Genomic DNA, 13,854 nt, shown 5'->3' with positions numbered 1-13,854 from the left:
ACTTTAGAAAGTAATTTTCACGCCTCCCAAAATCTGTGCACCCAGGACTTTATATCCCTTGTACGTCTGGTATTTTGAGCTCAGAAGATTATTTCCGAGTGCGAAAATACTGAAATTTTTGTGAATTTTATACTCTGCGGAAAGATTTAAATCAGCATACCCTCCAACTTTATCATTTGTATTCTCTGTAGACTGGTAAATTATGTTAGGATCACCTATCCCTTCTATCGCATAAGAGTTTGTAGTTCTGTCACTTGCAAATATTCCTTTGAATCCAAGTAATAACTTCTTGTCAAGCATTGTATATTTTGCCCCGATGCTCGCATTGAACAAAGGAACGTTATAAATGTTGTCGTAAGTCTTAAGATCGTACTTGGTGAACCTCAATTCTCCGTCTAAAATAAGGTTAGCCAATGGGAAATACTGCACACTACCCTTAATATCGCTTACATTTCCGTCATCATACACTGCAGAGAATGTATTGGCAAAATTGTAGGCAGAACGATTAACAGAGTTGTTATCGAAAAGATCATTGGCCTTAAAGAACATAATATCTCTCATTTTTCCATAACCCGCAGAGAAGTCGTATTTCAGCGTTTCGTCAATGTCCCCTCTCAATCCTACATAAAAATGATATTTAGTCTCTGTGGGCTTTAAAAACTGGTCAGAAAGGATAAATGGATTCGTCTGTAACATATCTCCGTACGTATTCAGTTTCAAACCACCGTCTACCCCTCCGTAGAATTTAAATTCATTAGCCGCAGCAAACTGAAACTCCGCCTGCGGAAACCAATAGGTTTTATTATTTTTTTGCTGTTCTAACTGGTCGTTGGAATTTTTAGCATTCAGGAAAGAGAATAAAGATCCTAACGTCAAATAAGAGTCTCCTTTTCTGAAAGTTACTTTCGGAGTCAGGCTGGTATTGAAGAAGTTAGCAGAGTTTTTATCCCTGATGGCAAAATCTGTCTTTACCGCATCCAATCCTACTCCAAGGTCAGCATTCAGGTTGATTCCTGATTTTCCTAATTCAACAGCATGTTTGGAGAAATTGGCAAGAATGGACACCTGATTTTCCTGAGCATCAAAATGATCTTTCAGGAATGATGATTTTACCCTTACATCATTTAAGATTTCATTGGAATAAAAATCGTAGTACCCGTTTACTTTAAACTGATTTACTTTTTGTTTCAGATCAAGCTCTCCGGTAGGCTGCATAGCGTAGATCCCATAATAATTATAGCTATCTAAGCCATATTCAGCATTAAGGTTGAACTTCCCTTTTTCACCATAAGAGTTGAGGAAAGCGGCGATATTCGCTGAAGTCTGCCCGGATTTCCAGTCATAATCTTTTTTAAGACCATTGGTGGAAAGAACATGAACATCTGCACCTACTTCAAGCTTATTTTCAAGAGTTTTTGAAACGTTTCCATCTACCAGGATTTTCCCGTAGTTACCCATTCCGAACTGGAAATAATTATTCTGAGCAGTTCCGTCAAATTTTGGTGCTACGTCCTCTCCCTGAATGGTTGAAGTTTTGAAATCCGAAACAGCAGGAACATCTGTGATGGTATATTTCACAGGTGTCTGCGATTTCTCTTCCGGCGGATAATTTTTAATGGTTTCCACAGAAGTTTTCTTCTTCTCGATCTTCTTCACTTCCGGTTCTCTTTTTTTGTTAAGAACCAGCTTTTCCTCCTTGATCTGGGAAAACGCCACCGACGAAACCCCTAAAAATAATATGGATAATAATTGAATTTTCTTGTTCATATTTTCTTTATTTGAAAAAAATATATAACGGGCTTTTATTTATTGGAAGCAATATAACTGCCTAATAAAGCTTTCCCCGACTGTTTTGAAAAAGTTCTCCCCAGTCTGAATATATTAAACAGCCAAAGGCTTTGATAAACTTGTAATTTGTATTGATAATTTTTCGTTGCACTATTCTCAGCTACATCATAACTGTAAACTATATCATAAGGAAATGCTGAAGGCAGTAACCCGACTGTAATCATACTTCCAATCATTGGGTTTCCACAAGGAGGAGTATAAGTTTTCATCGGATGCAGTGTTATCTTAGATACATTGGTACTGTCTTCTACAATTTCATAAATATCAGAATGTTTTAAAATCTCAAATTCTTTCTTAAGATCCTTATTCACTACAAAAGCCTTTTGTTTTTGGAAGTCAGCTTTTGCGTGGTTATACTCTTTTGGATAGGCACTGTACGAAGGAATACAGCTCCAGAGTGAAGCAGAAATTAAAAAAGAATATATGGAAATTTTAAAAACCTTCATGTACTATTTCTTAATCTGTTTTTTAACTTCTTTTGCTTCTCCAACAATTTCAGGGAAATCCTTGTAGTTTGCAATGATCTGATCACAGGTATAACTTGCCTGGTAGTTATCTTTCAGGCCGATATAGTTTTTAGCCATCAATACCAACGCTTTTGCTCCCCAGAATTCTTCTGATGCATAGTTGTTGGCAAGCTTAAAGATCGTCTCATTAGAAGACTTGAAAGCTTTTCCTTTGTTCTGATAATAGGCTTTTGCGTAAAGAGCTTCTGCAGCTACTGAAGTATTGGATGATTTTTCAAGAGAAGAATAGGCAGTCTGTGCATCTTTATCTTTTCCTGAGTTCATCAGGCTTCTTGCTTTGATCACTTTCGCAGTTTCAATAACGGCTGCCGAGTTTTTAGAATTGGCGATTACTGCATTGGCTAATTTTTCAGCTTCTGAGAAATTATTTTCTTCCGCATACAGTTTCATCAATTCCACATTTGCATAGTTTTTAATGCTGATGTTGGAAGAGTTTTTAATGCCTTCAAGGTACTTTTTAGCTTCAGCAGTATTCCCCTGTACAAGGAAGATCTGAGCTAAACGAGTTTGTGCATCATCCTGGTAATCATTCTGAATTCCAGCAACTTCCTGAAGGACAAGTAAAGCTTTAGTTGAATTGTTAGTCTGATAATAACTTTCTCCTAATTCGTACTTCGCCTGGTACAATCCTTCCCCTGTTGGGTTCTGTGTCAGATACTTTTCATAATAAGAAATGGCATTCTTATAATCTTTCTTCGCGAACAACTGCTTACCTGTAGATAAGTTGATCTCATCAATTTCAGCAGCATCTACATTTACTCCAATATTTCTTGCGAAAGTTTCATATCCTGAAACATCTCCGTTTTTCGTGAAGATAGGTTTTGCAGCCTGAACAACTTTCTGAGCATAGGCAGTATTTTTATACTGTTCACCCAGAGATTTTAATTCAGAAAGTGCTTTATCATTCTGATTCTGGTCGATGTAATTCTGCGCTCTATAGATAGAAGCATTCGCGATCAGATCTTTGTCGGAAGAACCTTTAATTACTTTTCCGAAATAGTCATTGGAGTTCGCAAAATCATCCTGAGCGGCATATGCTGTTCCTATTTCGTACTGAGCATCATCATAATATTCAGAATCCGGATATTTTGATAAAAGGTTTTTAAGGTTGTTAATCTTCGCCTGTGTATCCCCTTTGAATCCCAGAGCCATTGCTTTTTGATACAAGGTATAATCCGTAGCATCTTCGTTTTTATCATAGATAGCAATGGCTTCGTTCAGATCATTGTTGGCATAATGGATATCTGCAAGACGAAGTTCTGCATCATTTTTAAACTCCGGTTTCGGATTGGTAAGATACTGCTTAAAGTAAGTAGCAGCCTGATCAAACTTTTTGGATTTAAAATAAGCATATCCTAAATCATAAGGCAGCTGCTGTTTTTCAGGGAAGTTTTCAGTCAGAAGCTTTTCGTAACGAACAATGGCAGAAGGATAGTTTCCTTTCTGGTAATATACCTGTGCCAGCCAGTATAAAGCTCTGCTGTTGAATTCTTTATTGATATTGAAACCAAGACTTCTTAAGAAATATTTCTCGGCCTCATCATAATTTCCTTTATTGAATTCTTCAGTTCCTAATAAATAAGAAACCTCCTGGTCTACTTTGTTGATCTCAGGAGTTGAACTCTGCAATCTGTCAATAGCATTCAGAGTTTCTTTATAGTTTCCGGAATACAGATAGGATTTCACCAGTAATGACCTCATTTCTGTAGCATTGGCACCATCCTGATTTTCGTTGATATAACTTTGGATCACCGCTGAAGGACTTTCAAACGGGTTACCGATATCGTAACTTAGTTTAGCATACTGCTCATGGGCCAGCTTTTTCACTTTAGCATCATAATCCATCTGATAAGAAGAACGGAATGCGGAAAGCGCTTCCTGTTTTTTATCTACAGCCAGGTAAGCATTTCCAAGCTGGTAGTAAGCATTTTGTGCCAAGGCAGAATTGCTGTTGAGAAGCTGGTTGTAATAAGAAACCGCTTCATCATATTTCTTCAGCTGTGCAGCCACAAATCCCATCTCATACAAATCGTTTTCAGATGGATTCTGCTGTACACTCAGATAATCTTTCAAATGTGGATACGCAGAGGTGTAATCATTCTTCATGAAGTAACTCTCCCCGATGATCTTATGAACTTCCGCTTTATAAGAATCTGAAATATTTTCGTTCAACAAAGCTGTTCCTTCTGTAATAGCCTGATCGTAGTTCTTATCATTGTAATACATCTGTACATAATAAGGACGTACCAGCTTTGAGAATTTATCCTGATCTTTTATCGAATCAAAATACTGGAAAGCTTTATCATTCTGTCTGTTGCTGTAATACAAATGCCCAAGCATATAAGCAATATCTCCTTTTTGGGACTGATCTGCCGATTTATAAGCTTCTTCAAGGGCATCAGTAGCTCCCTTGGAATCACCCGTCATGAATTTTGCATATCCAAGCTTCAGAATATACTCGGTATTCTCCTCTTTCGAAAGCTGATACTGGTTTACTTTTTTCAAAGTCTCCAGCGCTTTATCGAAATCTTTTTTTGCTAAATAGTAATCTGCCAAAGGAAGATTAGCTTGCGCAAAATAAGCAGAATTAGGATATTCTTTCATGAAAGCCGTTAACCCTTCTTCAGCATGATTTTTCTGAAGAATCACACCGATCACATTATCAAAAAACTGGGCGCCTTCCTTTTTCGAACGGGACAAATTCTGATTGTAGAAATATTGTCTTGCATATTCGTATTGGGAAGCGTTGTATATTTTGGTCTGATAAAGATTTTCGGCTAGATTGAACCTGTAATTTTCTTTCTGGGTAAAATATTGGGACTGTTGAGCATCGGAGATTCCGAAATAGATGACCGCAGCCGCTAAAAGTATTTTTTTTGATTTCATTCTTCTTGATATAAGAAAATTAGTCTAAATAAGTTAACGAAAATATTAAAAACTTATTGTTTAAGCAAGTTTTAACAGTGTTAATGACAGTTAATTCTTATTTGATAACAATGTAAATTTTCTCACCATACAATGATAAAATTTACTACATTCGTTTGATAAAATATAAACAATTTTTACAAACAGTTATCAAAAACATATTTTAATTTGATACTTTTTCAACAGCAGCTAAAAACATACCATAAACACACCATCTCATGAAATTTAAGATTCTTTTAGCATTAATTTGGGTAAACCTCCTGCAGGCACAAAAGTTTTATTTTCCAAAGACAGCTGTAAATGACTCTGTTATACTGGAAAAACAGATTCCAGGACTTGCACAACAAGTGATTCCTCATCTTCAGTCGGTAAAATATAAACCAGAAAATCCCGTTGATCTTACGGATAACCTTTTCCGTTTACAGATGGTCGCCCAGGATTATAAAAACTCATTGGCTTCCCTTTCTGAAAACCGCAATTTCTTTGCCGATAACAATATGGGTGGATACAGATTGATAGGTTTTGAATTGTACACGATGGCTAAAATGGAGCAAAAAGAAAAAAACATCTCTTTTCCGAATGCCCTTCAGAAAGTATTCAACCAAAAATATGAAAGTCTTCCGGAAAATCTGGTTCCAAGACTGGAACTCGCTCTTAACGGAGATGTGAACGTATCCAGAAAACTGTTGAAGAGTCTGCTGGTTAAGCAAAAAGACAAAGACAGCATCGATTACAGAACGGCACTGGCGCTATGTAAAAGTTATCTGAATTATAAAACCTACTCCAGCATTAAGCCTCAGGTCATGCAGCTGCTGGCCTCAAAAGACAATGAAAGATTCATTACCGAAACGAAAGATCTTAAGATCAACGGGAACACCTTAACGATCACTATTGTCCGCAAAAAGAAAAATACTTCCCCGCTTCCTGTTATTTTAACCAATAATATCTATGCAGGTCCCATTGATGGCTTCTTTGGAAAGAGAGCTGCCACTTATAATTATGTAGGTGCGGTTGTCAATACCAGAGGTAAGAGAAACAGCAATGATACGAACAATCCTTTTGAGCATGAATCGCAAGATATTTATGAAGTGATAGACTGGGTCAGCAAACAGCCCTGGTGCAACGGGAAAGTAGGAATGATCGGAGGAAGCTATTTAGGCTTCAGCCAGTGGGCAGCCGTAAAAAAAGTGCATCCGGCTTTGAAAACAATTGTTCCTCAGGTTGCAGTGGGAATCGGGATTGATTATCCGGCACAGAATAATATCTTCATGAGCTATATGCTTCAGTGGATCCAGTATGTTACCAATAATAAGTTTACCGATGAAGCTGATTTTACCAATGCTGTAAAATGGGATTCTATTTTTACAAAATGGTATAAAAGCGGGGAATCATTCAGATCATTAGATAAAATAAGCGGGAAACCCAGCAAAATATTCCAGCGTTGGCTGGATCATCCGGGATATGATGAATACTGGCAGAAAATGGTTCCTTACAAAGAGGATTTTTCAAAAATCAACATTCCCATTTTGACTACAACCGGATATTATGACGATGATCAGATTGGTGCACTGTATTATTTTAAACAGCATCATTTATACAATAAAAATGCAGATCATTATCTGGTCATAGGCCCCTATAATCATGGTGGAGCTCAAAGTTTCGGATTTACTTACGTGAATGGCAATCCTATTGATCCGCTGGCCAGAATAAGCATTGATGATCTTGCTTTTTCATGGTTTGATTATATTCTTAAAGGAGGCAAAAAACCTGAACTACTGAAAGACAGAATTAATTTTCAGGTCATGAATACGAATACCTGGAAACATGTGGGTGATCTCGATAAAATGCATAATTCTTCTTTGAAATTCTATCTTCAGGACAAAAAAAATACGCCTTCAGTCTTTAATAAACCTGAAGCTCAAAGTTTCACAACCCAAATTATTGATTTTAAAAACAGGAATCAGAAAGACATTTATTACAATGTCAGCAAAAAAGACAGTATTAAAATGACTAATTCTATAGTTTTCGAAAGTGAAGTGCTCGACAAGGATATGATCATGAGTGGAAACCTGTCAGGAGTTTTCAATGTTTCGATCAATAAAAAAGATTTTGATACAGAAACCTATCTGTACCAGATTTCTCCTGATGGAAAATCCTATTTACTATCAACTCATATCGTGAGAGCCAGCTATGCAAAAAACAATCAAAAACGACAGCTTCTTGAACCGGGCAAGACAGAACAGATTCCCATTAACAACTCATATGTTATGAGTAAAAAGATAGAGAAAGGAAGCAAACTCCTGTTGTTGGTCGGCGTTAATAAAAATCCTAACTGGCAGATTAATTATGGATCTGGCAAAGACGTAAGTGAAGAAACGATAAAGGATTCTGGGGAACCGCTGGAAATAAAATGGTACAATGACAGCTATGTGGAAATTCCTGTTTATAAAGACTAAAAACCTTTTCTAAACACATTTCAGCGGGCTTTATGCAATAAAAAATAATAAGATCATTTCATTCTTTACTGATTAAAATTCTTAATTTAGTCCGCTAAAAAAAATAACCAATTGGGTAATTAATGGCGAAGTACATATTTTGATATGATACTTTTTCATCAGAAGCTCAAAATACATCATTAATGAAATTTAAGATACTTTTAGCATTATGTTTTGTCAATATAATGCAGGCTCAGAAATTTTACTTTCCGAAAGCAGCAACAACAGATTCTGTGATTTTGGAAAAACAAATTCCCGAACTCGCTTTAAAGGTGATTACTGAATATCAGTCTCCTAAGAACAAACCGAAGTATGTACTCACGTTTTTAGATAACCTGTTTCGTTTACAGCTCGCGGCAAAGGATTACAAAAATTCCATTACAAGTTTAACCGATTACCGTAAGGAATATGCAGATCATAATATGGCGGGGAACAAATATCTTGCTCATGAAATCTACAGTATAGCCAGACTGATGGAAAAGGATAAAAATATTCCGTTTCCAGCCGCTCTTCAAGCGGCCTTTACTACAAGATATGAAAGTTTATCCGAACCGCTGACCACCAAAGTAGGACCCACTCTGGATATTGATTCAGATGTAAAGGACCATAAAAAGAGGTTGAATGCAACACTTGACAAACAAAAAGATAAGGACAGCATAGACTATGCTTCCGCTCTGGCTTTATGTAAGAACTATGTCAATTATAAGACTTACTCAAGCATCAAGCCTCAGATTATGCAGCTGTTCAAAGTAAAGGAGCAGGAAAAATTCATCATTGAAACCAAAATCCTTACTTTAAAAAAAGGAACAAAACTTACCATTACGATTGTACGAAAAAAAGAAAACACTTCTCCTCTTCCTGTTATACTTACCAATAATATTTATGCCGGGGAATTTTTAGATGCAGCGATAGGGAAAAGAGCAGCAGTTTACAATTACGTAGGAGCCGTGGTTAACACCCGTGGAAAAAGAGACAGCAATGACCCCAATCATCCATTTGAAGACGAAGCTCAGGATCTTTATGAAGTCATCGACTGGGTCAGCAAGCAACCGTGGAGCAATGGTAAAGTAGGAATGATAGGCGGAAGTTATTTAGGATTCAGCCAATGGGCAGCTGCCAAAAAACTGCACCCGGCTTTGAAAACCATTGTACCTCAGGTTTCGGTAGGGATCGGAATAGATTATCCTTCTCAGAATAATGTCTTCAAGGGTTATATGCTCCAGTGGATTCACTATGTCACCAATAATAAGCTGACTGATGAAGCAAGCTTTAATAATGATACAAAATGGGATTCCATCAATACAGCATGGTACAAAAGCGGCAGATCATTCAGAGCCCTTGATTCTTTAAGCGGGAAGCCCAATACAATATTCCAAAGATGGCTGGATCATCCCGGTTATGATAAATACTGGCAAAACATGGTCCCTTACAAAAAAGAATTTGCCAAAATAAACATTCCTGTTTTAACGACTACAGGCTATTATGATGCTGATCAGATCGGAGCATTGTATTATTTTAAAGAACATCACAAATACAACAAAAATCCTAACCATTATTTAGTGATAGGACCTTATGATCATGCAGCAGCTCAAAGCTATGGAAACAATTATGTTTATGTTTTCGGTTATGGGAATCTACTCATAGATCCTGTAGCCAGAATAAGTATTGATCAACTTGCTTTTTCATGGTTTGATTATATTCTGAAGGATGGCAAAAAACCGGAACTTCTGAAAGATAAAGTCAATTTTCAGATCATGAACAGTAATACATGGAAACATGTTCCTACTCTTGATAAAATGCACTCATCTTCTCTTAAATTTTATCTTCAGGACCGTAAAAACGGTTCTTCAGTTTTTGAGAAACCCGGAACTGAACAATTTACCCAACAGACCATTGACTTTAAAGACAGAAATCCGAAATATCTTTATCATACAGTAAGCAAACAGGATAGTGTGTATGTAACCAATTCTATTTATTTTGAAAGTGAAATTCTGGAAAAGGATATTACAATAAGCGGAAATTTATCCGGAATATTCAACGTTTCCATCAACAAAAAGGATTTTGATCCCAAAACCCTATTATATCAGGTACAGCCTGATGGTAAGATATTTTTACTGTCTACACATCTTACCCGAGCCAGCTATGCAAAAAACAATTCCAAACGTCATCTGCTTAAACCTGGCAAAAAGGAGCAGATCCCAATCAAAAACTCATTTTTCATCAGCAAAAAAATAGAAAAAGGAAGTAAACTGGTCTTACTGGTAGGAGTTAATAAAAATAAGAACTGGCAGATCAATTATGGCACAGGAAAAAATGTAAGTGATGAAACTATAAAAGATGCAGGTGAGCCTTTGGAAATAAAATGGCACAACGACAGTTATGTGGAAATTCCCATTTATAAAGAGTAGATTCTTTTGTTTGCGCATTTTTCCCCAAATGTTTTTAACAACTGTTAACATCAAAATAAAAAATCATTACATTTGCTTTTTTTCAAATCAAATATAGTTATTGAATGAGTCAACTTTTTAGAAGAAAAATCTATTCAGATACAGATACTTCGACGGGACTTTTAAGAGTGCTGGGTGTATGGGACATTGTATTTTTTGGTATTGCGGCCATTATTGGAGCTGGGAGTTTCAGCAGTTTGGGAGAAGCCGTTTTCAGAGGCGGTCCCGGTGTAATACTACTCTATTTGATTTGTGGTTTTGCCTGTGGGTTTACCGCTTTATGCTACGCTGAATTTGCCAGCAGAATTCCTACGGCAGGTTCTGCCTACACATATGCTTATGCCAGTTTTGGGGAATTGATTGCATGGGTTATCGGCTGGGCTCTGATCATGGAATATTCTTTCGGGAATATTTACGTAGCCTTTTCCTGGTCAGATTATTTCACCAGTTTCTTAGGACGTCTCGGAATGCATATCCCTGATTATCTTACCTGCAGCTATACCGAAGCCAGAAAAGCCGTTCAATATGGTTCAGAAAACAAGGAACTCTTAAATGCATGGAAGACCGCTCCATTAATCGGAAGTTTGAAATTCATTGTAGATATTCCGGCATTGGTTATTAACGGTTTGATTACTTGGCTTTGTTATGTAGGAGTAAAAGAAAGTAAAAACTTCAATAACTCTCTGGTTATCTTAAAGCTTGGAGTAATTTTACTCGTTATTCTTGTTGGTTTTGCGTATATCAATACTGAAAACTGGACCCCGGTAAGCCCGACAACCGGAACACCATCCTTCATGCCGAATGGTTTTGCCGGAGTAATGAGTGCCGTATCCGGAGTATTCTTCGCCTATATCGGATTTGATGCCTTAAGTGTTCTTTCTGAAGAGACGAAAGACCCGCAGAAGACCTTACCAAAAGGAATGATTATCTCTCTTGTATTGTGTACCGTGATCTATATTGCTTTGACATTGGTCTTAACAGGAATGGTAGATTACAAAAAATTTGATGGTGTGGGAGATCCGCTTTCATTTATATTTGAAAAAACGAATGCCAATGTAGCCTGGATGGAGCTTGTTGTTTCCTTCGTTGCGATTGTTGCCATCACTACCGTATTATTGGTTTTCCAGATGGGACAGCCGAGAATATGGTATGCTATGAGCCGTGACGGACTGATGCCTGCAAGATTTCAAAAAATACATCCTAAGTATAAAACGCCATCCTACGCAACGATCGTTACGGGAATTGTGGTAGGTATTCCTATCCTGTTTACAGATAAGACTTTCATCCTTGATTTTACAAGTATCGGAACTATTTTCGCTTTTGTACTGGTATGTGCCGGAGTATTAATGCTTCCAGCTAAAGAAAAAATTAAAGGCAGATTCCACCTTCCTTACGTGAATGGTAAAATCATTTTCCCTGTCATTTTCATTGGAGGTTTACTGGCTTTCTACCAATGGCAGCCTGAGTTTTTTGATAATCTGATGAACTGGTCAGATCCTAATGAAGGAGAATTCAGAGCTTCTATTTTCTTTTTTATTATCATCAACCTGATTCTATGTGTCGTAGCTTTTATCAAGAATTTATCATTAATTCCATTGATTGGTTTAAGTTCATGTCTGTATCTTCTTACAGGAATGAGCCATGAGAACTGGTTCTGGTTCGGAATGTGGTTCCTGATCGGTATGGTTATTTATTTCTGCTACGGATATAAAAACAGTAAGCTTGGAAAAGAATTAAAAGACAGCTAAGTAAGCTCTTAATAAAATTGCGGAAAGGCAAAATAGCAAATAGGTTACACCTGATGGAAAGACCTGATTTGTTATTTTGCCTTTTTACTTTTTTGGGCTCTTTTAAAAATCGGCAGAATTATTGCTTTCAACTCAATTGAATCAATAAACTAACCCGCCATGTCTGAAAGAATCAAAACATACAGAGAATTTTATCAGTTTTATCTTACTGAGCATAGTAAAACAGGTACCCGCATTTTCCATTTTATCGGAACGTTTCTCGTATTTTTCGTATTATGGTATGTCATCAGTTCCGGAAAAGAAAGATTTCTTTGGTATATCCCGATTGTAGGTTATGGATTTGCCTGGTTCAGTCATGCTGTGATTGAGAGAAATAAGCCGGCTACTTTTAAATATCCTTTATGGTCTTTAATCTCGGATTTCAGACTGTTTTTTGAACTATTGATCGGGAAGCAGAAATTCTTTACGTCCAATAACCAGCCTCAAAAGCAGGAATAGCCTTTAGTTTCTTTTCTTTTTTAATTTTGAAGACGCAAGAGCATTTCGACTTAGCACAATGTGAGATTTTCAGCAAATGATGATATTATTTTTCTCGCAGATTGTGGAATTTTTTTTAATAATATCTGCCTAGTTTTCAAGAGCTGTAGAGGATATTAAAGTTTAGATTCCTTGCTTTGCCCGGAATGACAAAACAGAGTTTTGAAATTTTATCGGAGATAAAATCTTTGCGCCTTAAAAGAATTCCTTCTAATAATACTTGCGCCTTTGCGTTTTCCGACCTTTACTTTTAGATTGAGATTGCTTCACCTTCGGTTCGCAATGACTATATGTTGGTAGAATTCTGTTTATTCTGAGGGAGTTTCTTCCCAATCAGATAACCCAATGAAGGCAGAATACATGATAATACAACCGGAACTATCAAAGCCAGACCTGATCCGTCAAGGATAATCGTTAAAGGAAAAAGATATCCGTTATAAACAAGCAGTGCCAATGTAAAAAGAAAACTGTCACTATTACCTGTAGAAAGAATATTAAAATCGCTTCCAAACTGATCAAACAAGCCGGAGCAAACGAATAAGAAAACATTCACAAAAAACATCCATAGGACGGTTCTGTAAATCATCCCATTTTTTGCATTCAGATATCCGGCGAAGATCAGAAATAAAGATAAAATTCCGGAAACGGTATAATCCAGTCCTGAAACATCAACTTCACTACCCATTCTTCCAAAGAAATACATGGCATACAATACCAGATTTCCGAGATAGATGACCGTTACATAATTCATACGTTAAAAATTTTGTGTTTACGGTTAGTATTGTTTTTCAAGTATGTCGTAATGAACCGTGTTGGCTATTTTTTCAGCGAATGCATCTCCGTTTACTTTTTTCGGTTCAGGAATATAGCTTGAAAAGGTTATCGTATGATCTTTATTGATTGTTACTTCCACTTCTTCAAGGATATTTTTATCATCTACATAAAACTGGATCCTGTTTTCAACAATCCTCCAAAAAGACAGTCTTGGTTCAGATGGACTGCAGTCACCCGACTTCCCTTCTACATAATTATAGATGGCGAAACCATCTTCCCTGATCGCATAATTTCTCATCAGGCGGCAGTTATCGAATTCTTTTATCACTTTCTTTTTACCTTCATAAAATCCGGCTTCCTTCAGTTTCCAGAATCCCGTAACGTTTTCTTTGGTTAATTTTTGGGCACTGACCAGAGAAACGGTCAGAAAAGAGGCAAGAAAAAATATCTTAGACATAATGAATTTGTGTTTTTTGATTGTAAACGAATATAATAGTGAGTAAAGAATTACGGCGGGCGGCTTCGCCGCCCGCCGTAATTCTTTACCTTAAAC

The 13,854-nt window shown here is 36.8% G+C and carries 9 protein-coding genes; 4 read left to right on the top strand and 5 right to left on the bottom strand.

The annotated features are described in order from the left end of the window. Window positions 1-3 precede the first annotated feature (3 nt). Genes FFS26_RS19075 through FFS26_RS19065 form a run of 3 tightly spaced genes read right to left on the bottom strand, consistent with a single transcriptional unit; the run spans window position 4 to window position 5,261 of the window. Window positions 4-1,767: a TonB-dependent receptor gene (locus FFS26_RS19075; RefSeq protein WP_137905817.1), complete on the bottom strand. Its 1,764-nt coding sequence runs from the start codon at window positions 1,765-1,767 to the stop codon at window positions 4-6. A gap of 35 nt (window positions 1,768-1,802) precedes the next feature. Continuing rightward, on the bottom strand, window positions 1,803-2,294 hold the full coding sequence (locus tag FFS26_RS19070) for a hypothetical protein (RefSeq protein ID WP_110010356.1): 492 nt from the start codon (window positions 2,292-2,294) through the stop codon (window positions 1,803-1,805). Window positions 2,295-2,297: 3 nt separating this feature from the next. Further along, window positions 2,298-5,261: a tetratricopeptide repeat protein gene (locus FFS26_RS19065; protein WP_137905816.1), complete on the bottom strand. Its 2,964-nt coding sequence runs from the start codon at window positions 5,259-5,261 to the stop codon at window positions 2,298-2,300. Window positions 5,262-5,518: 257 nt separating this feature from the next. Here FFS26_RS19065 and FFS26_RS19060 point away from each other — a divergent pair, with 257 nt between their 5' ends. From FFS26_RS19060 to FFS26_RS19045, 4 genes are all read left to right on the top strand, one after another. After that, a complete protein-coding gene (locus FFS26_RS19060; protein WP_137905815.1) occupies window positions 5,519-7,756 on the top strand; it encodes a CocE/NonD family hydrolase in 2,238 nt (745 codons plus the stop codon). Between the two features lie 182 nt (window positions 7,757-7,938). Further along, the gene (locus FFS26_RS19055) at window positions 7,939-10,203 is read left to right on the top strand and encodes a CocE/NonD family hydrolase (RefSeq protein WP_137905814.1); all 2,265 of its coding nucleotides are present in this window, start codon (window positions 7,939-7,941) and stop codon (window positions 10,201-10,203) included. A gap of 104 nt (window positions 10,204-10,307) precedes the next feature. After that, on the top strand, window positions 10,308-11,990 hold the full coding sequence (locus FFS26_RS19050; protein WP_110010360.1) for an APC family permease: 1,683 nt from the start codon (window positions 10,308-10,310) through the stop codon (window positions 11,988-11,990). 159 nt (window positions 11,991-12,149) lie between these two features. Next, on the top strand, window positions 12,150-12,488 hold the full coding sequence (locus FFS26_RS19045; RefSeq protein WP_110010361.1) for a DUF962 domain-containing protein: 339 nt from the start codon (window positions 12,150-12,152) through the stop codon (window positions 12,486-12,488). A 325-nt stretch (window positions 12,489-12,813) separates the two neighbouring features. Here the strand turns inward: FFS26_RS19045 and FFS26_RS19040 are convergent, their stop codons facing one another. Both FFS26_RS19040 and FFS26_RS19035 read right to left on the bottom strand, forming a co-directional pair. After that, on the bottom strand, window positions 12,814-13,278 hold the full coding sequence (locus tag FFS26_RS19040) for a hypothetical protein (RefSeq protein ID WP_110010362.1): 465 nt from the start codon (window positions 13,276-13,278) through the stop codon (window positions 12,814-12,816). 24 nt (window positions 13,279-13,302) lie between these two features. After that, complete coding sequence (locus FFS26_RS19035; protein ID WP_110010363.1) at window positions 13,303-13,758, bottom strand: lipocalin family protein; 456 nt, start codon at window positions 13,756-13,758, stop codon at window positions 13,303-13,305. Window positions 13,759-13,854: the final 96 nt, after the last annotated feature.

This window comes from Chryseobacterium sp. 2VB (genome assembly GCF_005503635.1).
Taxonomy (GTDB): domain Bacteria; phylum Bacteroidota; class Bacteroidia; order Flavobacteriales; family Weeksellaceae; genus Chryseobacterium; species Chryseobacterium cupriresistens.
Note: the sequence above shows the minus strand (reverse complement) of the source record. Positions and strands in the feature narration are given on the sequence as shown.

Coding starts and splice junctions, on each gene's coding strand:
- FFS26_RS19075 (WP_137905817.1), bottom strand. CDS start 1,767: ATGAACAAGAAAATTCAATTATTATCCATATTATTTTTAGGGGTTTCG.
- FFS26_RS19070 (WP_110010356.1), bottom strand. CDS start 2,294: ATGAAGGTTTTTAAAATTTCCATATATTCTTTTTTAATTTCTGCTTCA.
- FFS26_RS19065 (WP_137905816.1), bottom strand. CDS start 5,261: ATGAAATCAAAAAAAATACTTTTAGCGGCTGCGGTCATCTATTTCGGA.
- FFS26_RS19060 (WP_137905815.1), top strand. CDS start 5,519: ATGAAATTTAAGATTCTTTTAGCATTAATTTGGGTAAACCTCCTGCAG.
- FFS26_RS19055 (WP_137905814.1), top strand. CDS start 7,939: ATGAAATTTAAGATACTTTTAGCATTATGTTTTGTCAATATAATGCAG.
- FFS26_RS19050 (WP_110010360.1), top strand. CDS start 10,308: ATGAGTCAACTTTTTAGAAGAAAAATCTATTCAGATACAGATACTTCG.
- FFS26_RS19045 (WP_110010361.1), top strand. CDS start 12,150: ATGTCTGAAAGAATCAAAACATACAGAGAATTTTATCAGTTTTATCTT.
- FFS26_RS19040 (WP_110010362.1), bottom strand. CDS start 13,278: ATGAATTATGTAACGGTCATCTATCTCGGAAATCTGGTATTGTATGCC.
- FFS26_RS19035 (WP_110010363.1), bottom strand. CDS start 13,758: ATGTCTAAGATATTTTTTCTTGCCTCTTTTCTGACCGTTTCTCTGGTC.